The sequence below is a fragment of the Acinetobacter sp. YH12201 genome, from assembly GCF_013418145.1.
Classification (GTDB): domain Bacteria; phylum Pseudomonadota; class Gammaproteobacteria; order Pseudomonadales; family Moraxellaceae; genus Acinetobacter.
Genome location: NZ_VPCP01000031.1, coordinates 1 through 20,418 on the forward strand (window position 1 = coordinate 1; position 20,418 = coordinate 20,418).

General features: G+C 44.3%; 20 protein-coding genes and 1 pseudogene. 10 read left to right on the forward strand and 11 right to left on the reverse strand.

What is annotated here, in order from left to right; all coding sequences use genetic code 11:
• Positions 1-116: pseudogene (locus tag FTU91_RS16595) on the reverse strand (IS701 family transposase); the annotation flags it as partial.
• A 188-nt stretch (positions 117-304) separates the two neighbouring features.
• Here FTU91_RS16595 and FTU91_RS07990 point away from each other — a divergent pair.
• Positions 305-1,954, forward strand: coding sequence for an acyl-CoA dehydrogenase family protein (locus FTU91_RS07990; RefSeq protein WP_180081713.1), 1,650 nt, complete (start codon positions 305-307; stop codon positions 1,952-1,954).
• Between the two features lie 377 nt (positions 1,955-2,331).
• The gene (locus tag FTU91_RS07995) at positions 2,332-2,523 is read left to right on the forward strand and encodes a hypothetical protein (RefSeq protein ID WP_180081715.1); all 192 of its coding nucleotides are present in this window, start codon (positions 2,332-2,334) and stop codon (positions 2,521-2,523) included.
• 6 nt (positions 2,524-2,529) lie between these two features.
• Here FTU91_RS07995 and ptsP read toward each other — a convergent pair whose 3' ends face one another.
• Both ptsP and FTU91_RS08005 read right to left on the reverse strand, forming a co-directional pair.
• Positions 2,530-4,827, reverse strand: a complete 2,298-nt coding sequence (gene ptsP, locus FTU91_RS08000) for a phosphoenolpyruvate--protein phosphotransferase (RefSeq protein WP_180081718.1) — start codon at positions 4,825-4,827, stop codon at positions 2,530-2,532.
• An 88-nt stretch (positions 4,828-4,915) separates the two neighbouring features.
• Positions 4,916-5,392, reverse strand: coding sequence for an RNA pyrophosphohydrolase (locus FTU91_RS08005; protein ID WP_086195300.1), 477 nt, complete (start codon positions 5,390-5,392; stop codon positions 4,916-4,918).
• Between the two features lie 182 nt (positions 5,393-5,574).
• On the opposite strand from FTU91_RS08005, the gene FTU91_RS08010 reads away from it, so the two are divergent.
• Positions 5,575-6,225 carry an HAD family phosphatase gene (locus tag FTU91_RS08010; protein ID WP_086195301.1) on the forward strand — a complete coding sequence of 217 codons (651 nt, stop codon included), beginning with the start codon at positions 5,575-5,577 and terminating at the stop codon, positions 6,223-6,225.
• 272 nt (positions 6,226-6,497) lie between these two features.
• Positions 6,498-6,743, forward strand: a complete 246-nt coding sequence (locus FTU91_RS08015) for a DUF2789 domain-containing protein (protein ID WP_086195302.1) — start codon at positions 6,498-6,500, stop codon at positions 6,741-6,743.
• A 52-nt stretch (positions 6,744-6,795) separates the two neighbouring features.
• Here the strand turns inward: FTU91_RS08015 and ovoA are convergent, their stop codons facing one another.
• The 3 genes from ovoA to FTU91_RS08030 form a co-directional block, all read right to left on the reverse strand.
• Entirely contained in the window at positions 6,796-9,012 is a 2,217-nt protein-coding gene (ovoA, locus tag FTU91_RS08020) for a 5-histidylcysteine sulfoxide synthase (protein WP_180081720.1), read from the reverse strand.
• A gap of 147 nt (positions 9,013-9,159) precedes the next feature.
• On the reverse strand, positions 9,160-10,032 hold the full coding sequence (locus tag FTU91_RS08025) for a LysR family transcriptional regulator (RefSeq protein ID WP_166169129.1): 873 nt from the start codon (positions 10,030-10,032) through the stop codon (positions 9,160-9,162).
• Positions 10,033-10,235: 203 nt separating this feature from the next.
• A complete protein-coding gene (locus tag FTU91_RS08030; protein WP_086195305.1) occupies positions 10,236-10,481 on the reverse strand; it encodes a DUF2061 domain-containing protein in 246 nt (81 codons plus the stop codon).
• Between the two features lie 200 nt (positions 10,482-10,681).
• Here FTU91_RS08030 and FTU91_RS08035 point away from each other — a divergent pair, with 200 nt between their 5' ends.
• From FTU91_RS08035 to leuB, 5 genes are all read left to right on the forward strand, one after another.
• Positions 10,682-10,873 carry a hypothetical protein gene (locus tag FTU91_RS08035; protein ID WP_180081722.1) on the forward strand — a complete coding sequence of 64 codons (192 nt, stop codon included), beginning with the start codon at positions 10,682-10,684 and terminating at the stop codon, positions 10,871-10,873.
• 252 nt (positions 10,874-11,125) lie between these two features.
• Positions 11,126-12,559 carry a 3-isopropylmalate dehydratase large subunit gene (leuC, locus tag FTU91_RS08040; RefSeq protein ID WP_218944754.1) on the forward strand — a complete coding sequence of 478 codons (1,434 nt, stop codon included), beginning with the start codon at positions 11,126-11,128 and terminating at the stop codon, positions 12,557-12,559.
• Between the two features lie 23 nt (positions 12,560-12,582).
• Positions 12,583-13,233 (forward strand): 3-isopropylmalate dehydratase small subunit, encoded by a 651-nt coding sequence (gene leuD / locus FTU91_RS08045; protein ID WP_092819075.1) that lies wholly within the window; start codon positions 12,583-12,585, stop codon positions 13,231-13,233.
• A gap of 105 nt (positions 13,234-13,338) precedes the next feature.
• Positions 13,339-13,902 (forward strand): hypothetical protein, encoded by a 564-nt coding sequence (locus tag FTU91_RS08050; RefSeq protein ID WP_180081726.1) that lies wholly within the window; start codon positions 13,339-13,341, stop codon positions 13,900-13,902.
• Between the two features lie 44 nt (positions 13,903-13,946).
• Positions 13,947-15,026, forward strand: a complete 1,080-nt coding sequence (gene leuB, locus FTU91_RS08055) for a 3-isopropylmalate dehydrogenase (protein ID WP_180081727.1) — start codon at positions 13,947-13,949, stop codon at positions 15,024-15,026.
• Positions 15,027-15,087: 61 nt separating this feature from the next.
• Here the strand turns inward: leuB and FTU91_RS08060 are convergent, their stop codons facing one another.
• Together FTU91_RS08060 and infA are read right to left on the reverse strand one after the other, a co-directional pair.
• Positions 15,088-15,489 carry a hypothetical protein gene (locus tag FTU91_RS08060; protein ID WP_180081728.1) on the reverse strand — a complete coding sequence of 134 codons (402 nt, stop codon included), beginning with the start codon at positions 15,487-15,489 and terminating at the stop codon, positions 15,088-15,090.
• A gap of 135 nt (positions 15,490-15,624) precedes the next feature.
• Positions 15,625-15,846, reverse strand: a complete 222-nt coding sequence (gene infA / locus FTU91_RS08065; protein ID WP_001284370.1) for a translation initiation factor IF-1 — start codon at positions 15,844-15,846, stop codon at positions 15,625-15,627.
• Between the two features lie 231 nt (positions 15,847-16,077).
• Between infA and FTU91_RS08070 the strand changes: the two genes are divergently transcribed.
• Positions 16,078-17,085 carry an AraC family transcriptional regulator gene (locus tag FTU91_RS08070; RefSeq protein WP_086195313.1) on the forward strand — a complete coding sequence of 336 codons (1,008 nt, stop codon included), beginning with the start codon at positions 16,078-16,080 and terminating at the stop codon, positions 17,083-17,085.
• An 89-nt stretch (positions 17,086-17,174) separates the two neighbouring features.
• Here the strand turns inward: FTU91_RS08070 and truA are convergent, their stop codons facing one another.
• From truA to FTU91_RS08085, 3 genes are read right to left on the reverse strand one after another with little or no spacing between them, the layout of a single operon-like run.
• Positions 17,175-17,972: a tRNA pseudouridine(38-40) synthase TruA gene (gene truA, locus FTU91_RS08075; RefSeq protein WP_180081729.1), complete on the reverse strand. Its 798-nt coding sequence runs from the start codon at positions 17,970-17,972 to the stop codon at positions 17,175-17,177.
• 12 nt (positions 17,973-17,984) lie between these two features.
• Complete coding sequence (locus FTU91_RS08080) at positions 17,985-18,953, reverse strand: asparaginase (protein ID WP_180081730.1); 969 nt, start codon at positions 18,951-18,953, stop codon at positions 17,985-17,987.
• Between the two features lie 46 nt (positions 18,954-18,999).
• Positions 19,000-20,385 carry a hypothetical protein gene (locus FTU91_RS08085; protein WP_180081731.1) on the reverse strand — a complete coding sequence of 462 codons (1,386 nt, stop codon included), beginning with the start codon at positions 20,383-20,385 and terminating at the stop codon, positions 19,000-19,002.
• Positions 20,386-20,418 lie beyond the last annotated feature (33 nt).

Below are 20,418 nucleotides of genomic sequence, written 5' to 3' on the forward strand. Positions count from 1 at the left end.
TTATAAGTCTCGGCAAGTTGTGTGCAGCTAATAGAGTTCGGTTCTGTCATGAGAAAGCCCATATAAATGGGTAGTGTACAAGTTGCTGTAGAAGCATTTTTAATTCGTCTGATCACAGATACTTTATAAAGTATTTTAATACTTTTTTGAATCCGTCAATGCGTAAGTCCTACGTTGATCAAATCGTAGAATGATCAGTCATGGAAAAACGGATAGTTTTCCTGAAAACTGAATATGTATTCGCAGCTTTTTCTCTATACTGGATTGAAACCGCACAACAAAAAAGAAGACCAAGGAAAAGAAGATGAACACATGGATGACCCATCAAATCAGCAACCAGTTTGATGAACTGCAAGATTACAATTTATTCTCATCAGATACGGTTTTACATGAAATATTGAAGCGTTATGGCAGCCGTGATCAAGCAACCTTGTGTGATATGGGCAAAGTGGTCGGATCAGCTGAATATTATCAATATGCCGATTTAGCCAATAAGCACACGCCTATTCTGCATGCTTTCGATGCTCGCGGTCGCCGTAAAGATTACATCGAATTTTATCCTGCATGGCATAAATGGATGGCTTTAAATCGCAAGTTCGACAGCCATGCCCATCCGTTTAATCATGCAGAATCATCCTCCAAATGGGTGGAATGGGCAGCGCGATTTTACTTAAGCGGGCAGGTGGAGTGTGGCAGTCTTTGTCCAACTTCGATGACGCTTGGCAGCATTCCCCTGATTCAGCGTGAACCTGAACTATGGGCAAAAATAGGCGAGAAACTACTCTCCACCGAATACGATGAACGTGACCTACCAATCAGCCAGAAAAAATCGATCTGGCTCGGTATGGGGATGACTGAAAAGCAGGGCGGTTCGGATGTCCGTGCCAATGAAACTTTTGCCATTCCTGTCGCTGAATCAGGTCGAGGGCAGGCTTATTTGCTGACCGGGCATAAATGGTTTTTCTCTGCCCCAATGTGTGATGCGCATCTAGTGGTAGCGAAAACCGAGCAGGATGGCTTGGCCTGTTTCTTTGTACCGCGCTGGCTGGAAGATGGCACGAAAAACAATATTCATGTGCAGCGCCTGAAAGAAAAAGTCGGTAACCGCAGTAATTCCAGTTCCGAAGTTGAATTCAAAGACGCTTGGGGCATCATGATCGGTGAAGCTGGGCGCGGTATTCCGACTATTATTGAAATGGCCAATTATACCCGTCTGACCTGTTCTGTGGGCAGTACCGCCATGCTGCGTCAGGCCTTGGTGCAATGTCTTGCCTATACCCGTCAGCGCAAAGCTTTTGGTAAACATTTAGCCGAACAGCCGTTGATGCAAGCAGTACTCGCGGATTTAGCCCTGGAAACCGAAGCCGCGATGCACTTAAGTTTTCATCTGGCACATTGCTATGAATCTGATGATGCTTTATCTCTGGCGTGGAAACGGATTATGACGCCAGCCTCCAAGTTCTGGATTTGTAAACGGGCAGTCGAGCTGACTGGTGAGATGATGGAAGTCTTTGGCGGCAATGGCTATGTCGATAACGGCATCATGGCGCGTATTTTTAAAGAAGCCCCGGTGAATACTATTTGGGAAGGTTCTGGCAATGTCATGTGCCTGGATGTGCTGCGCGCTATTGGTCGTGAACCTGAATCTATCGAGGTTCTGTTTAAAGATCTGGCATCCATAGCGATGCAAGATGAAACCTTGAAAAATGAATTACAAAGCCTGTTTAAACTGTTTCAGCAGCCTGCAGATGAGCTGCAATTTATGGGACGCAGTTTGGTCAGCAGATTAGTCATTTTGGCGCAAGCGGTTTTACTGAAACGTTATGCACCGGATTACGTGGCCGCTGCTTTTATTGAAACGCGTTATAGCGAATTTCATGGTCGCGTGGTGGGAATGCTGGATAAAAAACAGGTAGATGTGGAACGGTTGTTGGAAAGAGCTTTAGCAAGTTAAATTATTTTTATACCTCTCCCTTGCGTAGCCGTGCTACTCATCTCCTAAAAGGAGAGGGTATTTTCATTTTAAATTAGGGATTCACTTATACATTAGCCAGCTATGCTATTGGCAGAACGGCCGGTAAACCGTTGGGCGGCAGGTGTGATTATTTTAATCTGGCTGCTCTTTCTGGGCTATTTGACCATGCATTTCTTTAATATGCCGAAATTCTAATACTGAGTTGGGTTAAGTGCTTAAAATTAATATTAAGTGTATGAAATAAATAGTTTTTTAATAATTTTATCTAATTTAAGAAATAGCTTGAATTCTGTACAAAAAAGCGTAATATCGGCTTGCTATCCCATCCGGATGGTAAATGAAAACAGGTGAGTAAAATGGCAAAGAAAAAAGCACTGCCAGAAGTGGTGATTCACAACTTTGTGGCCAAACACATGTATGAGGTCAACAAAAGCCAGGTCTTTGTAGACCGAAAGAAAAATGCAAAACGTGGCTATGACAAGCACAAAAAAGGGAGATACTCAGATGATTATCTCCCTTTTTATTTCACCGTATTTTCTTATATCTAAATAGAATTAAGCACTCACAATACGGGTTGCCGATTTCACCATATCGCCCAGACCATGGGTCTTGAAGTAATACTCCATCCAGCTTTTCACCATCAGTGGGTTACTCATTTTTAATACACGTTCCAGCTGCTCCTGCGCATCGGTCATTGGAACATGACAAATGGCTTTCCGCACCCGCAAAATATTGCTTGAACTCATCGACAGGGTATTAAAGCCCATCGCCATCAGCAGCACAGCCGCCAATGGGTCGCCAGCCATTTCTCCACAAATGCTCACCGGTTTCTCATATTTATGACATTCCTGAACCAAACGGCTTAAAGCGCGTAAGACGGCAGGGTGGAAGTGAGAGTAGACATTGGCAACCCGAGGATTATTACGGTCTACAGCAAGTAAATACTGGGTCAAGTCATTTGAACCGACCGAGAAGAAATCCACCAGCTCAGAAAATTCTTCAATCTGTAACAGCACGCTCGGTACTTCAACCATAATGCCGATTTTGGGCTTGGTAATCTTGACCTGTTCTTCTTCCTGCACTGCGGTCCAGTCACGGTCCAGCAGATAGAGGGCTTCTTCCACTTCACTGACACTGGTGATCATGGGCAGCAAAATATGCAGGTTATTCAGCCCGATACTGGCTTTCAGCATGGCACGAATCTGAGAAGAGAAAATTTCAGGATGATCCAGGGTAAAACGGATGCCGCGCCAGCCCAGTGCAGAGTTTTCTTCTTCAATCGAGAAATACGGTAAATCTTTATCTGCACCAATGTCGAGGGTACGCATCACTACCGGTTTATTGGCAAAGTGGCTGAGCTGCTGGCGGTAAATGGCACGCTGCTCTTCTTCGCCCGGGAAGCGGTCACGCAGCATAAACGGAATTTCAGAGCGGTATAAACCTACGCCTTTGGCACCACGCTGTACGCCGCGAACGACATCAATCATTAAACCGGTATTCACATACAGTTTGACTGCAACACCATCAGGCGTAATGGCGTCTTTGGTTTCGTATTGTTTTAAGTCTTTCGCCAGCTGTTCTTCTTCTTTCTGGATTTCTTTATAGCGGGTACGTAAACGGCGCGGCGGATTGATAAACACACGTCCCTGATGGGCATCGACAATCATCTCGACATCATCAAGGGTATTGATTGGCAGTTCAGTCACACCGACCACGGTTGGAATGCCCAGTGCACGTGCCACAATCACCATGTGTGAGTTCATGGCACCTTCGGTGGTGACAATCGCGGCAATTTTATCTACCGGTAATTCAACCAGTGCCGCCGTTGAAATGTCTTCCCCGATCAGAATGCTTTCATCGGTCAGTTCACGATGGCTGGCATCGGCTTCCTGTAAAAATGCCAGAATACGGCGACCGAGATCTTTCAGGTCGGACACACGTTCGCGTAAATAGTCATCTTCCATTTGTGCGAACAGGGCAATGTGATTATCAATGACAATACGAACCGCACCCTGTGCCCAGTTACCATCGCGGATTTCAGCCTTAATTTCAGCAGGCAGGGAATTTTCATCCAGCATGCGCAAGAACACGCTAAATAAAGCCCGCTCTTCAGCCATTAAGGCATCCTGCATTTTTTCATCCAGTGCCTGAATTTCCTGACGCACTGCATTTAATGCAGCATCCAGAAGTTCCAGTTCTTCACTGATGTCATCTGCTTCACGATCAGGTACAGCCGCCAGATCTGCAGGCGGGTAGAGAATTACCGCACGTCCTAAAGCAATCCCGCCTGAACCGGAAACGCCCTGAAAAGTTTTATAAGCAGGCAGATTGCTTGGCTTGCGGAACACATCGATATTGCCCACGGCATGAGCATGGGCAATCACACCGGACAGCTGGGCACACAGAGTGACCAGGAACGATTCCGCTGCTTCGCTAAAATCTTGCGGTTCCTTATTTTGCACTACCAATACGCCCATAACCTTACGGCGGTACATCACCGGAACACCCAGGAAGGAATTATAAATTTCCTCTCCGGTTTCAGGCAGGTACATAAAGCGTTCGTGCTTCGGTGCATTATCCAGGTTGACGATTTCTTCGCGTTGTCCCACCAGTCCCACCAGACCTTCGCTGGTATGTAAGGAGACATGCCCCACAGCTTCAGGATTTAACCCTTTAGACGCCATGAGCAGATAACGCTGGTTACGCTCATCGAGTAGATAAATGGAGCAGACATCCACGTGCATGGCTTCAGCAACCTGATTGACCATGATGTCGAGTGACTCATGCAAACTGGTGGACGCATTGATTTCTTGCACAATGCGTCTTAAGGTGTCCAGTTGCATATTCGACATAAAATCTGCTCCAAAATAAGTTTAAAACTGTTTTTATTTATAACAACATGCTACTAAAAAATCTGCATTTTCATGCGATTTTTTCGAGCTAGAGCGAGGGTAACTGCTGACACAGTTCCACCATCGCCCTTCGGTATACATCGCGTTTAAAATTCACGACCTGACCTAATGGATACCAGTAACTTACCCATTGCCACTGGTCAAACTCGGGTGGGTCTGACAGGTCCAGCTGAATATGCTTTGCTGGCGCTGTCAGCCTGAGTAAAAACCACTTCTGTTTTTGACCAATACACACCGGGTCCGAATCCGGGCGTATATACCGTTGCGGCAAACGATAACGCAGCCAACCTTTTGTTTGCGCTACAATTTGAACATGTTCGGGCAATAAGCCAACTTCTTCTCTCAGCTCACGATAAAGTGCCTGTTCGGGGGATTCTCCAAACTGGATTCCTCCTTGCGGAAATTGCCAAGCATTGTGTCCAATGCGTTTTGCCCATAAAACTTGTCCAATGTCGTTTGCCAAAATGATCCCGACATTCGGTCGGAAACCTTCTGAGTCGATCATTTGGCTACCTAAATCTTCTGTAATGTATGGCTTTTCGTTCGGGGATTGTTATTTCTATATCCATCTCGAAAAAAAGCACAGCTTAAATGTTAAAAATTGCTATGATCTTAACGAATTTCTATCGACTAGCGGAGATAGATTTACAATTTTTTTCTTAAATTTCAGTTTTTACGAGTATTTTCATGAAATTGGCTTTATTTGACCTCGACCACACCTTATTAAATACCGATTCAGATTATTCATGGGGTGAGTTTTTAGTAAACGAGGGTTTAGTCGATCCAATCCGACACCGTCAAATGAATGACAAGTTTTATGAAGACTATAAAGCAGGGCAACTTGACCCGATTGCCTATAACGAATTCGTCTTTGAATTTTTAACCCAGCATGATAATGATTATTTGACTGAATTACATGAATTATTCATGAAAAAAGTCATTCGTCCGCAAATGCGTCCTGAAGGTTTTGCGGCCATTCAAAAACACCGCGATGCGGGACACGAGCTGGTCGGGATTACCGCAACCTCCGATTTTATTACGGCACCGATTTTTCACGAGTTTGGTATTACTGAAATTATTGCTACCAATGCAGAAGTGGTGGATGGCAAATATACCGGTAAAGTCATCAATACTGCGTGTTATCAAAAGGGTAAATTGATCCGTCTGGAACAATGGCTGCAAGGGCGCGATATTGATGAGTCATGGGCCTATTCGGATTCATTCAATGACCGTTTCTTGCTGGAATATGCCGATCATGCCATTGTGGTCAATCCGGATGAGCGTTTGGAGGCTTTGGCCAAAGCGCAAAACTGGGAAATTCAGGACTGGTCAATTTAGGCAATTTGTTTTGATGGAGGGGAGAGCTGTATGGAATATGGTTATTCTCTCTGCTTTAAAAGTTAAAAATAAAAAAGGATTGCACCGAAATCCTTGCATGTTTGTAGATAGTGTCTAACGATCTACTAAACCGGATGGAATGTTTTATATCGACTAAGGGACGATAAAATAAGCCTTACTATGATTATGACTTTACCGTATAGTAGACTGAAAGCAAAAGGGTAAAAAAATAAAATTTATAGTTTGAAATTGAAGAAGAACGGGAGAGAAGAATGAGCCAAACACGTCCAAGAATGACCAATCTTTTTGAGCAGTTAGGATTAGATTCCAGTGAAGAGGCGATTGCCCTGTTTATTGCCACGCATCAGCTCAATGCCCAGACCAAAATTACTGAAGCGGAATATTGGACTGAAGCACAGCGCCAGTTTTTAGCAGAAAAAATTAAATCCGATGGTTCATGGGCCATTATTGTTGACCAGTTAAATGAATCCTTACATGAAGATTCAGTGATTCAATAAAGATCAAAGCGAAATAAAGCCAATCCTCAGATTGGCTTTTTTGATAAAGATTTTATTTCACCCGTTTCCATAAGGTCACTTGGGACAGGCTATGTTGATATTTACGTGCGGTTTCACGAATCACAAATGCCACATCTTGAGGTTGATCGAGCATTTCAAAGTGTTCTTTTAAAAGTTCAGTCATACCCTGTAGCGTATTCAAGTTTTCCCCATCTTTCTTAAAGCCCCCGAGCCATTCATGGCGTGCAGTATGTTCCTCTAGCCAGGTATAGGGGGAGGCCAGCATTAAAATTCCGCCCATGGCTAAACGCTGATGGATTTCGGCTAAGAAATCTTTCGGATGATGTAAGCGGTCAATCAAATTCGCAGCTAGAATAAAATTGTAATCGCTAAAGTGCGGTTTTAAATTGCAGGCATCGGCCTGGAAAAACTCGACCCGATCTGCATGGGCATCTAGCCCCAACTCTTTTAAGTTACAGGCTTTATATTTCATCAGTTCACCTTCAATTAGCAGGGTATAACGTAGCGTTTCACCTTGTGCCAGCTGTACCGCCTGCTGAATAAAGCGCGCGGAAAAGTCCAGTCCTGTGACCTGATCAAAATAAGCTGCTAGTTCAAAGCTAGCCCGACCTGTGGCACAACCGATATCTAATGCCTTCTCTGTCGCAATATCCTTAAAATAGGGTTGCGCAAGGTTAATCAGGCTTTGGGCGAAATTGGGCACGTTAAAATATTCTGCACCGTACTGAAATTCCAGATATTGCGAGATCATCTGATCAGTTTCATACTGCGATTGAAACTGTTGAAGTTCTTGGGAGGCAGCGACATAGCGGAATCCGGCATGCTGGAAAAAATGCCGACGGAAGGCATAACGTGAGCTGTGCAAAGTCTCATTGCCGGCAGAAATCCAAGAACCGCCTTTGATTATATTATGTTGTCCGTCAAAGGTTGGGGTACTGAAATCATCATAGATCGGATGCACCTGAAAACCGTCAAAAGGGTAAATCGAGGTTTCAGTCCATTGCCAGACATTGCCCTGAATATCAAAAAAATCACCCTGCTGGAAATAATTCACCGGGCAGGGACTGGTTCCATATTTCAGTTCGATATTGGCCTGCTCAGGACTGGGCAGGTCAGGATTTAAACCTGCCACATCATACAGCCGATACCACTCATCTTCTGTTGGCAAGCGAAGCCTTTGACCGGTTTTTTCGGCTTTCCAGTTGCAGAAAGCTTTTGCTTCAAGATAATTCACTTCTACCGGCCAGTTCCAGGGCATGGGGATTTCCTCCAGCATCAGACGTAGTGACCAGCCTGAAGGGGTTTTTCCCCAAAAGCTGGGATGCTGGGTCTGAGAAAATTTCAGCCAAGCCTGTCCTTCTGCTGTCCAGTTGCGGTCAGTTGTATAACCGCCATCTTCCACAAAACTTAAGAATTCCTGATTGGAGACCAGATATTGTGAAGCCTCAAAAGCGGCCACATCCGCCTGATGCTGCCCATATTCATTGTCCCAGCCATAAAAGCTACTCTCGAAAGTCTTGTGCATACTTATTTGTCCTGCAGGCACAGCAAGCAGAGTATTTTTCGGCGCAACTCCAGTCATAACCTCGGCACGCCACTGCGGATGATTGTAGACATAGTCCAGCTGCTGCTGGCGAATCAGGACTGATGAGGTTTCAAGATGAATCCGTTCATGTTCAATACCCATGAGGATCGACCACCATGGATGGTTCCAGTTCAAGGGTAACGTCAGAGGGGCATGCTCAATCAGATTCAGTACCAGTGCTCGTACCTGAGCACGATAAGCTCGGACTTCTTCTACACTCGGCCAGTCATAATGCTGATCATTCAGGTCGTCCCAGCTCATTTCATCGACCCCGACAGCAAAAATGCTTTCCAGCTGCGGGTTCAAACGATAGTCAATCAGTTTGCTGAGCAGCAGTTTATTGATAAAAAAGGTTGCCGTATGACCAAAATAAAAAATCAGCGGATGACGTAAAGAAATGGGTTTAAGGTAATAGGCTGCATTATTTTTCAGACAGTCAAACAGCCGTTCATAGCTGTCAAAAGTATTGAGGAAATAATCACGCAAGCTATGCCGTGCCGTGGCTTCATCGGCAAAGTTTAAATCCGGCGTAGGCAGCAAAGAAATTTGAGCGCTTTGCCATATATGTGGAGCATCGACATCGGCTTTGACTGGGTTGGTTTTAGATTGGGTTGTTTCAGGTGAATTTGTTGTAGATATTGTTGGTGATGAATCCCTCAGCATAGCCCCATACTCCTTCGAATTCTTTTGCACATTTAAAACATCTTGTTTTATGTGTTTTATTTAAAAGTACTCGAAAGCGGTGCCGCTGTGCTGAGGATTAAGGTAACAAAATGCTGCATCCAGGCAGATGCAGCACTAGAGCGGGTTTTAGTTGAGATGGGAGTTTTTCATCATGGCCACCAGTTCCTGCACGGCACGTGACTGGGTACGCCCCGGATGCCAGACCATGCCCAGTTGACGTTGCATTTGCACATTAATATCCAGCATTTGCAGATCCTGATTCAGCAGGGTTTTCGGTAACACCGACCATCCTAAACCAATTGAAACCAGCATGCGGATGGATTCAAGCGGATTGTTGCTCATGGTGATTTTCGGTTTAACGCCTTGCTTTTCGAATTCTGCCAAGGTGATTTGCGTGGTATAGGTTTGCGAGGCTGGCAACAGGCTCGGATATTGAATCAAATCTTCCAGACTCAAATGCTTTTTTTGCGCCAATGGATGAAAAGGTGCCACCACAAAGACCAGTGGATCATTCCAGATGGTCACATAACTCAAGCGTTCATCACCTTTCGGTGGGAGGGTTAAAAAGGCCAGCTCCAGGTCACCCGCCAGTACCTGTTCATGCGCCTGTTCCGAGTCAACAAAATGCACATCTAAAGTAACTTCAGGAAATTTTTGCACATAATTGCGCAGATGCTGTGGCAGGTGATGCAAGCCAATATGGTGACTGGTGCCAATTTTCAGCTTGCCTTGCACCTGTTCCTGTTCGTGACTGAGGGTGTGGTGAATATCTCCCAGTTCATTGAGCCAGTTTTTTACTTTTGGTAATAAGGAATGGGCAGCGTGCGTCGCCTGAACGCCACGACCGGCAGACTCAAACAGTTTTACGCCAAAGTATTCTTCCAGGCTATGAATTCGTTTAGTCACAGCAGGCTGGGTAATAAACAATAAATCGGCAGCCATAGAAATAGAACCGGTTTCCATGACTTTAATGAATGCTTCAAAGGCAGCAAGATTCATAGGGAGATATCTGGTTATATTAAAGTTAAGTAATTATAAAATATTTTTATAACAAAGGGGTGTTTCATCTTAAAAAAGACCGGAAAAAATGTATACAGATGTGAACTTAAAAGGTAAAAATAAAAAAATCACCCCATATGAATGGAGTGATTATAAAGAGGAAGCGGGCAAGCCATGATCTCTAGTTTGGGCCGATACAGCGTTTAGATGACTATATTATTATTGCTATTCTGTCTTTGAGCTGGCTTGGCTTCCCAGATTTTTTCATGGAAGAAGAATGCGATTGCCTGAATCGTCGGCTCAAGCAAACTGAGGGTTACTGCCATCCAGATACTTCCTGTGACGAAATAACCGACCAACATGGCAATGGTGATGTGCATAATGTAATAGCTAAAGGTTTTCTTGAACATACGCTGGTTGTTATTAACAAATTTTTGAATATGAGCCATGGTTTGTTCCTCAATCTTTGCTTCGGGATATAGCTAAATGATAATCAGTCTTATTTAATTTGTAAAAACGAACATTTTTATATTTTTAATCGGTTTTGTAAATTATTTAACTGGTTAAACTGAACCATCAATACAACAACAGGGGAATGGTATCGCCTAGAGATATTTGTTTAGAGATACTTTTCTGGCAGGGTGAACATATGGATATTAAACACATCAAATACCTCCTTGATATTTTTGAGGAAGCTGTGGAAAAACGCATTCAGGTCTATGAAATTGCCGATGATGAAAATGACGAAAATCAGGCTGCCGCCGAATGTGGTGCAGCAAAAGTAGAACTCATCCGGGCAATTGAGCAGCTTATTGCAGCGAAAGAAAACCCGTCGGGCTAAATCCAGTCTGTATCATTCCCTGCACGGCGCTTTAAATATGCCTGATTTGTTGAGTCTGAGCATAAGAAGATAGCCGTGTGGTTTTTTAAAAACCAAGAGATAAAATTTTGCCAAAATTCAGGGTTTTAATAGGGTTAAAATTAATTCCAAAAAGTTTTTAAACTAATAAAAATGATAAATTAGATTTATGTGAATACGTGGTTATAATCGAAGTTAATAAAAGCATTACCCAGTTCTATGGAGCGCGTCGACATGGCAGGCAATACCCCAAAAGCAAAGACTTTATACGATAAATTGTGGGATGACCATTTAGTAAAACAACGCGATGATGGCTCAGCCTTACTTTATATCGACCGTCATTTATTACATGAAGTAACGTCACCACAAGCTTTTGAAGGTTTGCAGCTTGCAGGTCGTCAACCTTGGCGTTTAAGTGCCAATGTAGCTACGCCAGACCATAATGTGCCAACTTCAAAAACCGAGCGTGAGCAGGGTATTGCCGGTATTGAAGATGATACTTCGCGTATTCAGGTGCAAACGCTGGATGACAACTGTAAAACTTTCAATATTGTTGAATTTGATATTAACGATATTCGCCAAGGGATCGCGCACGTGGTTGGGCCTGAGCAAGGTTTGACTTTGCCGGGTATGACTGTGGTGTGTGGTGACTCGCATACGGCAACTCATGGTGCATTTGGCTGTTTGGCACACGGTATTGGGACTTCAGAAGTTGAACATGTATTGGCAACCCAGTGCCTGGTTCAAAAGAAAATGAAGAACATGTTGGTACGCGTTGACGGTAAATTGGGTCAGGGCGTTACACCAAAAGATGTGGTCTTGGCGATTATCGGTAAAATTGGTACTGCAGGCGGTACCGGTCACGCGATTGAATTTGGCGGTCAAGTGTTCCGTGACATGTCGATCGAAGGTCGTATGACCGTATGTAACATGGCGATTGAAGCCGGTGCCCGTGTCGGTATGGTCGCTGTCGATGACAAAACGATTGAATATGTAAAAGGCCGCAACTATGCACCGAAAGCTGAGCAGTGGGATGCTGCTGTAGCCTACTGGAATACCTTGCACTCTGATGAAGGCGCGCATTTCGATACTGTGGTGGTGTTACAGGGTGAAGAAATTGAACCGCAAGTGTCTTGGGGGACTTCCCCTGAAATGGTGATTCCGGTGTCCCAAGCGGTTCCAACGTTGGAACAGGCCAAAGATGACGTGCAACGTAATGACTGGATCCGTGCTTATCAATATATGGGTTTAAATGCCGGTCAGGCATTGGCAGACATCCAGTTAGACCGCGTATTTATCGGTTCTTGCACCAACTCGCGTATTGAAGATATTCGCGCTGCTGCTGAAGTGATTAAAGGCCGTAAAGTGGCTGCTTCAATCAAACAGGCGATGGTGGTTCCGGGTTCTGGTTTGGTCAAACAGCAGGCTGAAGCTGAAGGCTTGGATAAAGTATTCTTGGAAGCTGGTTTTGAATGGCGTGAACCGGGTTGTTCAATGTGTCTGGCGATGAATGCCGACAAATTGCAACCGGGCGAGCACTGTGCGTCAACTTCTAACCGTAACTTCGAAGGTCGTCAGGGCAATGGCGGTCGTACGCACTTGGTGAGTCCTGCGATGGCAGCTGCTGCAGCGATTGCCGGTCATTTCGTTGACGTACGTACGTTTTAATTTCGGCTAAAGGAGCAAATGACATGAAAAAATATACCGTTGAACAGGGTATCGTTGCACCATTAGACCGTGCCAATGTCGATACAGATTTAATTATTCCAAAGCAGTTTTTGAAATCGATCAAACGTACCGGTTTTGGTGAAAACTTATTTGATGAATTGCGTTATCTGGATGAAGGCTATCCGGGTCAGGACAATTCAAAACGTCCAAAAAATCCTGATTTCGTTTTGAACCAGCCGCGTTATCAAGGCGCGACAGTGTTGATTTCTCGTGCCAACTTCGGTTGTGGTTCAAGCCGCGAGCATGCGCCATGGGCGTTGAACGAATACGGTTTCCGTACCGTGATTGCACCAAGCTATGCCGACATTTTCTTCAACAACAGCTTTAAAAACGGCATGTTGCCGGTGATTTTGTCTGAAGAGATCGTCGATCAGTTGTTTAAAGAATGTGCGGCAACTGAAGGCTACCAGTTAACCATCGACCTGGAAGCGCAGGAAGTGCGTACACCATCGGGTGAGAGCTTTAAATTTGAAGTCGATCCGTTTCGTAAACACTGCCTGTTAAATGGTCTGGATGATATTGGTTTAACTTTACAAGCTGCAGATGATATTCGTGCTTATGAAGAAAAGACCAAACAGTCACGTCCGTGGGTATTTCAGGAAATTCACGGTTAGTTGCTTGAATTTTCAGCGCTAGTAGTATCGCAGCCTAACTCTTGCTAATATCGGATCCATAAAAATATTTAGTTGGCTTTATTTGGTGAGGGTTGGGCTCGAACAATGACAAAAGTTTACGGTCAGCTTGCTGTACTGGGTCTTATGGCCGCATCCTTAAGTGCATGCCAAAGTATTGATACAGTACGAATTAAACATGTAAAAGAAACTGAAAGTAGCAAAACAAATGCCTTAATTTACTGTGCGGGTACTGCAAACTGTGAATTTGAACGTTTAAATAAAATTCAAATTATTGATGCAGCACAGCGCCGTGTGAATAGTGCTGCGGTTGAATCGGGTATTTTACGTTTGCAGGCGAACTCCTTAAGTCAGCCGAACGCGTTATATCTTTCAATCCCTCCCGGGCAACATGAACTAGTGATCCGCTTTTATCCGATTTCCAAGGATCGTGCAGAAACCCTTCATGTTTTTCACCAGTTTAAGTCGAAGCAGCGTTACATTTTTAAAATGTACCGTGAACGCAACAAACAGCAGGGCAGTTTGCTGAATGTATCTGCACCTGAACCCTTATGTGTAGATCTCCTGCAAGAACACAAAACAATCCGACGTTTCTGCAGACCCTATAATGCCTTGACCGGTCTGGGCGAGTTTGTGGAAAAGAAAATTTAAAATCCCGTCGATTTAATCTATCGACTTCATAAATGGAAACACTCATGTCAAAACATATTTTGATTTTACCAGGTGATGGTATTGGTCCTGAAATCGTAAAAGCAGCTGAACAGGTGCTTGCACGCGTGAATGAAAAATTCAATCTGGGTTTGACTTGGGAACAGGGTTTATTGGGTGGTGCAGCGATTGATGCGCATGGCGAACCGTACCCAGCAGTAACTTCTGAACAGGCGAAAAAAGCCGATGCCATTTTATTGGGTGCTGTCGGTGGTCCAAAATGGGATACGATTGAACGTTCAATCCGTCCAGAGCGTGGCTTATTAAAATTACGTAGCGAACTCAATTTATTCGCAAACTTGCGTCCAGCAATTCTTTATCCGCAACTTGCCGGTGCTTCAAGCTTGAAACCTGAAATCGTATCAGGCCTGGATATCCTGATTGTTCGCGAACTTACGGGCGGTATCTACTTCGGTCAGCCACGCGGTATCCGTGAACTGGAAAATGGTGAAAAACAAGGTTTCAACACTGATGTATATGCAGAGTCAGAAATCAAACGTATTGCCAAAGTGGCGTTTGAAATGGCGAAACTTCGTGGTGGCAAAGTCTGTTCAGTTGATAAAGCCAACGTACTTGAAGTGACTGAATTGTGGAAGCAAACCGTAACCCAGTTACATGCTGAACAATATCCAGAAATTAACCTGTCGCACATGTATGTCGACAATGCGGCAATGCAGCTGGTGCGTGCGCCTAAGCAGTTTGACGTGATTGTAACCGGCAACCTGTTCGGTGACATCCTGTCTGATGAAGCAGCGATGCTTACCGGCTCTATCGGCATGTTACCATCTGCATCACTGGATGAAAACGGTAAAGGCATGTATGAGCCATGTCATGGTTCAGCACCAGATATTGCAGGTCAAAATTTGGCAAACCCACTCGCAACTATTCTTTCGGTAGCAATGATGCTGCGTTATACCTTCCGTGAAGAAGCAGCAGCACAAGCCATTGAAAATGCAGTAGGCAATGTATTGGATCAAGGTTTACGTACTGGCGATATCATGTCTGAAGGCATGAACAAAGTCGGTACCGTGGAAATGGGTCAGGCAGTGGTTGCTGCATTGAACTAAGTTCGCAGAACAGCAAAAACGCAGCCATGAGCTGCGTTTTTTTATTGCTTTTCAGAGGGTTTTAACAAGTGTGACCCGTGTAATGAACCGATTTGGCAATGTTGTTTTCTAGGCGATAGATGATTTTACATTGCAAGTTGACATCATAGCTTTGGGCTCGAGGCATCACTGGTACAGGGGTATGACCAGCATCGATATCGGCAGGATTTTGCGCCATCGGTACAGGAATGCTGACAGGGCGCATCACCGTATAAGTTAGCGTCTGATCATTCGCGACAGGCGCTAGCACCTGCTGGTAACCTATACTGTTTAAATCCAGCCGGGCTTGAATGTTTTGACTGGTCTGCCCGATGAATTGCTGTAAATAGGCATCACGTTGTTGTGCACTGGTTGTCGGTGATGTTGTGCAGCCATACAGCAAGCACAGCATTGCAAAAAGACCGAGGGAGTGAAGAAATGACATGGCCTTTTCTCCGTTGCATAAAACCTTATTTTAAACAGAGAAGTTTGCATTAACGTTGTGATTTGATACACGGTCAGTAAGTGTAGTCGCAATAAAAAAGCCACTCAAAGGTGGCTTTCATGCTTTCGCTAAAACTTAGCGTGCACGGTAAGTAATACGACCCTTGGTCAAATCGTAAGGCGTCATTTCTACTTTCACACTGTCGCCAGTTAAAATACGAATATAGTGTTTACGCATTTTACCAGAGATGTGGGCAATCACTTCGTGACCGTTTTCTAAACGTACACGGAACATAGTATTAGGAAGCGTCTCGGTGACAACGCCTTCGAACTCGATGAGTTCCTCTTTATTGGCCATAGCCTACCTGAATGAATAAATTGGAAAGGCGCAAATTATAGTCAATTTTTTTGCATAAAACAAGGCGCAATGCGGCTTTGCTCGTTCATCTGTCAGTTAAATAAGCGAACCCTCCGTATACAGATTTTCTGTAAAAAAGCCCATTGTCATGTTGTCAGTTTGGTCAATCGCAGTTAATCTAAAATCAATCTTTTTAAGTATAAATGAAGAACATACAAGGAAGGTCTTTGCGTGGGTCAGCTAACTGATGCATCAGTTGTTTTACGATTGGGTTATCAAGCCATCCGTCGTGCAGGTTTGCCAACTGAAGAAATTTTAATGAAAGCTGGTGTGGCCTTAAATCAGGTCGAAACCAATGACCGTACCCCGCTTAGTGCTCAATATGCGTTTTGGGTGGCTGCGGAAGAGGTCAGTAAAGATCCCGATATTGGTTTGCATTTGGGCGAACACCTGCCTTTATACCGGGGGCAGGTGATTGAGCACCTGTTTATTTCCAGTGAAAACTTTGGTGAAGGCCTCAAACGTGCACTGGCTTATCAGCGCCTGATCAGTGATGCTTTCCATGCCAAACTGGTGATTGAAGATGACCGTTGTTATTTAACCAATGGTGAGCAACCTTGGGGCGAAAATATTGTTAATCGGCATTTTTCTGAATGTGCGCTATCAGGCGTATTGCGTTTCTTCAAGTTTATTACCGAAGGTCGTTTTCAGCCGATCTATATCGATTTTAATTTCAGTCAGGGTGCACCTGATGATGAATATTTCCGGGTCTATGAATGTCCAGTCAGCTTGGGGCAAAAAGAAACCCGTTTATATTTCGATCCTGCAATTTTAGATTACCAGTTATGGCAAGCAGAGCCAGAACTGTTACAGTTACATGAGCAATTGGCGATTGAAAAGCTGCAGGAACTGGCGCGTTATGATCTGGTCGGTGAAGTACGCCGTGCAATTGGTTCGACTTTAGAAAGTGGCGAAACCACTTTGGAAACCGTAGCTACACATCTAAATATCACGCCGCGCCGTTTACGTACCCAGCTGAGTGAAGCCAATACCAGTTTTCAGCAAATTTTGTCCGATTATCGTTGCCGTTTGGCAAAGAAATTATTGGCCAATACGGCAGAAAGCGTGGAACGGATTGTGTATCTGACCGGGTTTTCCGAACCCAGCACTTTTTATCGGGCTTTTAAGCGCTGGACCAATGAAACCCCGGTGGAATATCGAAAGCGGAAGCAGCGTTAAACTATCTCCCTAAGTCCCTCCTGAAAGGAGGGATTTTTCATTACCGTATTTTTGTAGGGGTGAGGGGATGTCAAAATTTTTAAAAGAAATCACTCCGGCATATTCAGCCAATGCGGGCCTAATGGCATTTTCGGCAGATCAAACTGTTCCGGATAATCAGCGTGGATAAAATACAAGCCATCCGGTGGTGCGGTGATTCCTGCTGCTTTGCGATCTTCAGCGGCAAAAATATGGTCAATATGGTCAACTTCATACATGCCCTGACCGATTTCCAGTAAACAGCCCATGATGTTACGTACCATATGGTGCAAGAAGCCATCTGCCTGAATATCTAACACCAGATAACAGCCATGTCGAATGAGGCGACAATGTTTGACATGCCGGACCGGCTGATTGGACTGGCAGGCTGCAGCACGGAAACTTTCAAAATTATGCGTGCCTTCAAATTTTTTCGCTGCAGCAATCATCTTCTCCACATCCAGCGGATAGTAGACATGGGTGACCTGTTTATGCAGAAGTGCAGGGCGCTGCGGATTGTTATAGACGACATAGCGATAACGGCGTGCCTGAGCTTTAAAACGAGCATGGAAATCGCTGTCCATTTCCTTGATCCACTGGAAGGCGATGTCTTTAGGAAGCTGACTGTTTGCGCCCATTAGCCAGCCACGAATCGGGCGGATAGCATGGGTATCGAAATGGGCAACCATATTGGTGGCATGGACACCGGCATCGGTACGGCCTGCGCCATGTAAAATGATCGGTTCATCAGCAATTTTGCTCAGTACTTTTTCAATGGTTTCCTGCACGCTTGGTACGCCAGGCTGTTGAGTTTGCCAACCTCTATATCGAATGCCACAAAACTCAATACCGACTGCAAAACGTTGCATATTTACCTCAAATTACATGTGATCATGCCAATGTGCCTGCCATTGGTCTACAGCATCGTATTGTAAATACATTTTCAGCGCTTTTGCATAAAGATCTGCATGTCCCAAACAGTCATTCAGAAGAATATGGGTCTGCTGGATCCATTGGCTGATGGCATAACGCTGATCAATACCACCAAAAGGCACCTGAGTGGTGAGAATTACGGCACAGCCTGCTTGTTGCAGTTTTTGAATGCAAGCCATGAATTGGTCATTCACAGCCAGGTTTCCTGTACCAAAACCTTGCAGAATCAGGCAGTTTGGCGGTGCTTGGCAAATGGTTTGCAGATTGGCAATTTGCTGGACCAAATCCAGCGGCTGCATCATCAGGCTTAAACAGTTAAACCTCGCTGCCTTGTGGAGATCATTGTCATGAACTATATAGATGGAGCTGTGGGAAATGGGTTCCGCTGCGTTTTTACCGCTAAAGGCATCCAGTTCTGTGGTATGGATTTTTAATGCTGTCTGTGCATGTATTAAATGATGATGAAAGGCTAAATAAACTCCCACCGGGTATTTAACTACACAGTCCAGAGCAAAGTTTAAATTATCAATGGCATCGGTAAATTCACGGGTATTGTCTCCCGCAGTATTTAACAGGGGATACTGGCTGCCGGTCATGACCACATGCGCGGATTGACCCAGAAAGCGTGACAGCACGGCACTGGCATAACTCAAGGTATCTGTTCCGTGAATAACCACAAAATGCTCAAACTGCTGTAACTGAAGCTGTTGAATAGATTGAACCAGTTTCAGCCAGTCTGTGGCTGTGCAGGCACTGCTGTCCTGAATGACTGGTGCAACAAAACATTCGATCTGCTGATCGAGAGGGAGAACATGTTGCAGTTTCGGAATAAATTGTTCAGCTGGCATAGGGCTGAGTGGATCACCAATACAGCCAAATGTACCGCCCATATAGATTAACGCTATTTTTTTCATCATAAAAAAAGCAGCCAAGGATGACTGCTTTATAGTAGATCGAAATTGCTTAAGATGCTATTTGATTGCGTAAATGATCTGCCTGTTGGCGTTGTTCTGGCGTGTAAGCAGCCTCTTGCTCGGTCAATAGTTCACGTGCCGATTCAAAAGCACCGAGTTGAATATATTGCTGTGCCAGTTCCAGATTCAGATTGATTTCATTGACTTCAATCAGTTCGGGGAAGGACTGAACCAATGGATCATTTTTATCTGCTTTGGCTGCAGATGAGCTGATATTGCTAATATCAAAGTTTAGGCCTGCGGCTTTCGCTGGTGCTACTTCTGCAGCTGGTTCTTCAACCGTGCTTGTTGACTCTAAATTAAAGTCCAGTTCCAGGCTTGGCGTAATTTCTTCAGTTACAACTTTTGTTTCAGCTACTGGAGTTTCTGCAACGGAAAAATCAAAATTAAATTCAGGTTTTTCTTCTACAGTAGGTTCAATGCTAGCCGCTTTCTCTGTTTTTGCTTGCCCGGTTGTTGCAGTGTCTAAACTAAATGAGAAATCCAGAGGCTGAATTTCTTGAACTGGGGCAGCTTCCGGTTTTGTTTCTGCCACAGGTACAGGATCAAGCTTAAAGTTAGTAAAATCTAAAGGCTTGATTTCTTCAGCTGGTGCAGTTGCTGCTTCTGCCACTGAATCCAGCGATAGGCTGCTGAAATCAAGGGGTTTGATTTCTTCCACCGGAGTAGCTGCTATTTCTGCTTTTGGTGCTGTATTTAAAGATGCAGAATCGAAATCAAGAGGTTTGATTTCCTTAACGACTTCCGGCTGAGCTGAAAGTGATTCCTGCTGTAACTGATCAAAGGCAAGATCATTTTTTGTTGCAGCGGGTGCAGCATCACTCATTAAAGCATCAAAAGCAGCCGTATTTTTTGTTTCTGCAACCGCTGGTTCAGCTGCTTTAGCAACAGTTGATGATGGCTTAAACTCAATGGCATCTTTAGAACCTAGTGTTTGTTTTTCATATGCTGATTTTTTAGCAAGTGCCTGTTCTAAAAAATCATCCAGTTCTAATGAGCGCAAGTGATTAATCAGCTGGCTGATGGCAAATTCATCTTTTTGCAAGATGTGAATGTCCAGCAACAGCAAATACAACTCATGCTGTGAATTGTCTTTATTTAAAGCCTGATTAATCTGTGCTTCGGCCGAGAAAAAGTTCTTTTCGTGAATCAGGGCTTCAATTTTACTGCGGACATCGGCAGCTAAAGGGGTGGTTTTTTTCTTTGCAACAACCGAGCTTTCCACAATTTGAGTTTTTTGCGGTGACTTTTTGGTTGAAGTGACTTTTTTGCTTTTCGTCTTTGGTGTTTGTTCTGTTTGTTTACTTGCCTCGCGCTTTTTTAATACAACTGCGATCACTAATAACAATATAAACGGAATCACATAAAGCAGCATGTTGTTACCCCTTACAGGATTGAGTTTTTATCC

Excerpts from the sequence above, each read along its gene's own strand:
- leuB (WP_180081727.1), top strand. The coding sequence starts at position 13,947 with ATGTCAAAACATATTTTGATTTTACCAGGTGATGGTATTGGTCCTGAA.
- leuD (WP_092819075.1), top strand. The coding sequence starts at position 12,583 with ATGAAAAAATATACCGTTGAACAGGGTATCGTTGCACCATTAGACCGT.
- FTU91_RS08050 (WP_180081726.1), top strand. The coding sequence starts at position 13,339 with ATGACAAAAGTTTACGGTCAGCTTGCTGTACTGGGTCTTATGGCCGCA.
- ovoA (WP_180081720.1), bottom strand. The coding sequence starts at position 9,012 with ATGCTGAGGGATTCATCACCAACAATATCTACAACAAATTCACCTGAA.
- FTU91_RS07995 (WP_180081715.1), top strand. The coding sequence starts at position 2,332 with ATGGCAAAGAAAAAAGCACTGCCAGAAGTGGTGATTCACAACTTTGTG.
- FTU91_RS07990 (WP_180081713.1), top strand. The coding sequence starts at position 305 with ATGAACACATGGATGACCCATCAAATCAGCAACCAGTTTGATGAACTG.
- truA (WP_180081729.1), bottom strand. The coding sequence starts at position 17,972 with ATGCAACGTTTTGCAGTCGGTATTGAGTTTTGTGGCATTCGATATAGA.
- FTU91_RS08030 (WP_086195305.1), bottom strand. The coding sequence starts at position 10,481 with ATGGCTCATATTCAAAAATTTGTTAATAACAACCAGCGTATGTTCAAG.
- FTU91_RS08060 (WP_180081728.1), bottom strand. The coding sequence starts at position 15,489 with ATGTCATTTCTTCACTCCCTCGGTCTTTTTGCAATGCTGTGCTTGCTG.
- FTU91_RS08080 (WP_180081730.1), bottom strand. The coding sequence starts at position 18,953 with ATGATGAAAAAAATAGCGTTAATCTATATGGGCGGTACATTTGGCTGT.
- FTU91_RS08015 (WP_086195302.1), top strand. The coding sequence starts at position 6,498 with ATGAGCCAAACACGTCCAAGAATGACCAATCTTTTTGAGCAGTTAGGA.
- infA (WP_001284370.1), bottom strand. The coding sequence starts at position 15,846 with ATGGCCAATAAAGAGGAACTCATCGAGTTCGAAGGCGTTGTCACCGAG.
- FTU91_RS08010 (WP_086195301.1), top strand. The coding sequence starts at position 5,575 with ATGAAATTGGCTTTATTTGACCTCGACCACACCTTATTAAATACCGAT.
- leuC (WP_218944754.1), top strand. The coding sequence starts at position 11,126 with ATGGCAGGCAATACCCCAAAAGCAAAGACTTTATACGATAAATTGTGG.
- FTU91_RS08035 (WP_180081722.1), top strand. The coding sequence starts at position 10,682 with ATGGATATTAAACACATCAAATACCTCCTTGATATTTTTGAGGAAGCT.
- FTU91_RS08085 (WP_180081731.1), bottom strand. The coding sequence starts at position 20,385 with ATGCTGCTTTATGTGATTCCGTTTATATTGTTATTAGTGATCGCAGTT.
- ptsP (WP_180081718.1), bottom strand. The coding sequence starts at position 4,827 with ATGTCGAATATGCAACTGGACACCTTAAGACGCATTGTGCAAGAAATC.
- FTU91_RS08005 (WP_086195300.1), bottom strand. The coding sequence starts at position 5,392 with ATGATCGACTCAGAAGGTTTCCGACCGAATGTCGGGATCATTTTGGCA.
- FTU91_RS08025 (WP_166169129.1), bottom strand. The coding sequence starts at position 10,032 with ATGAATCTTGCTGCCTTTGAAGCATTCATTAAAGTCATGGAAACCGGT.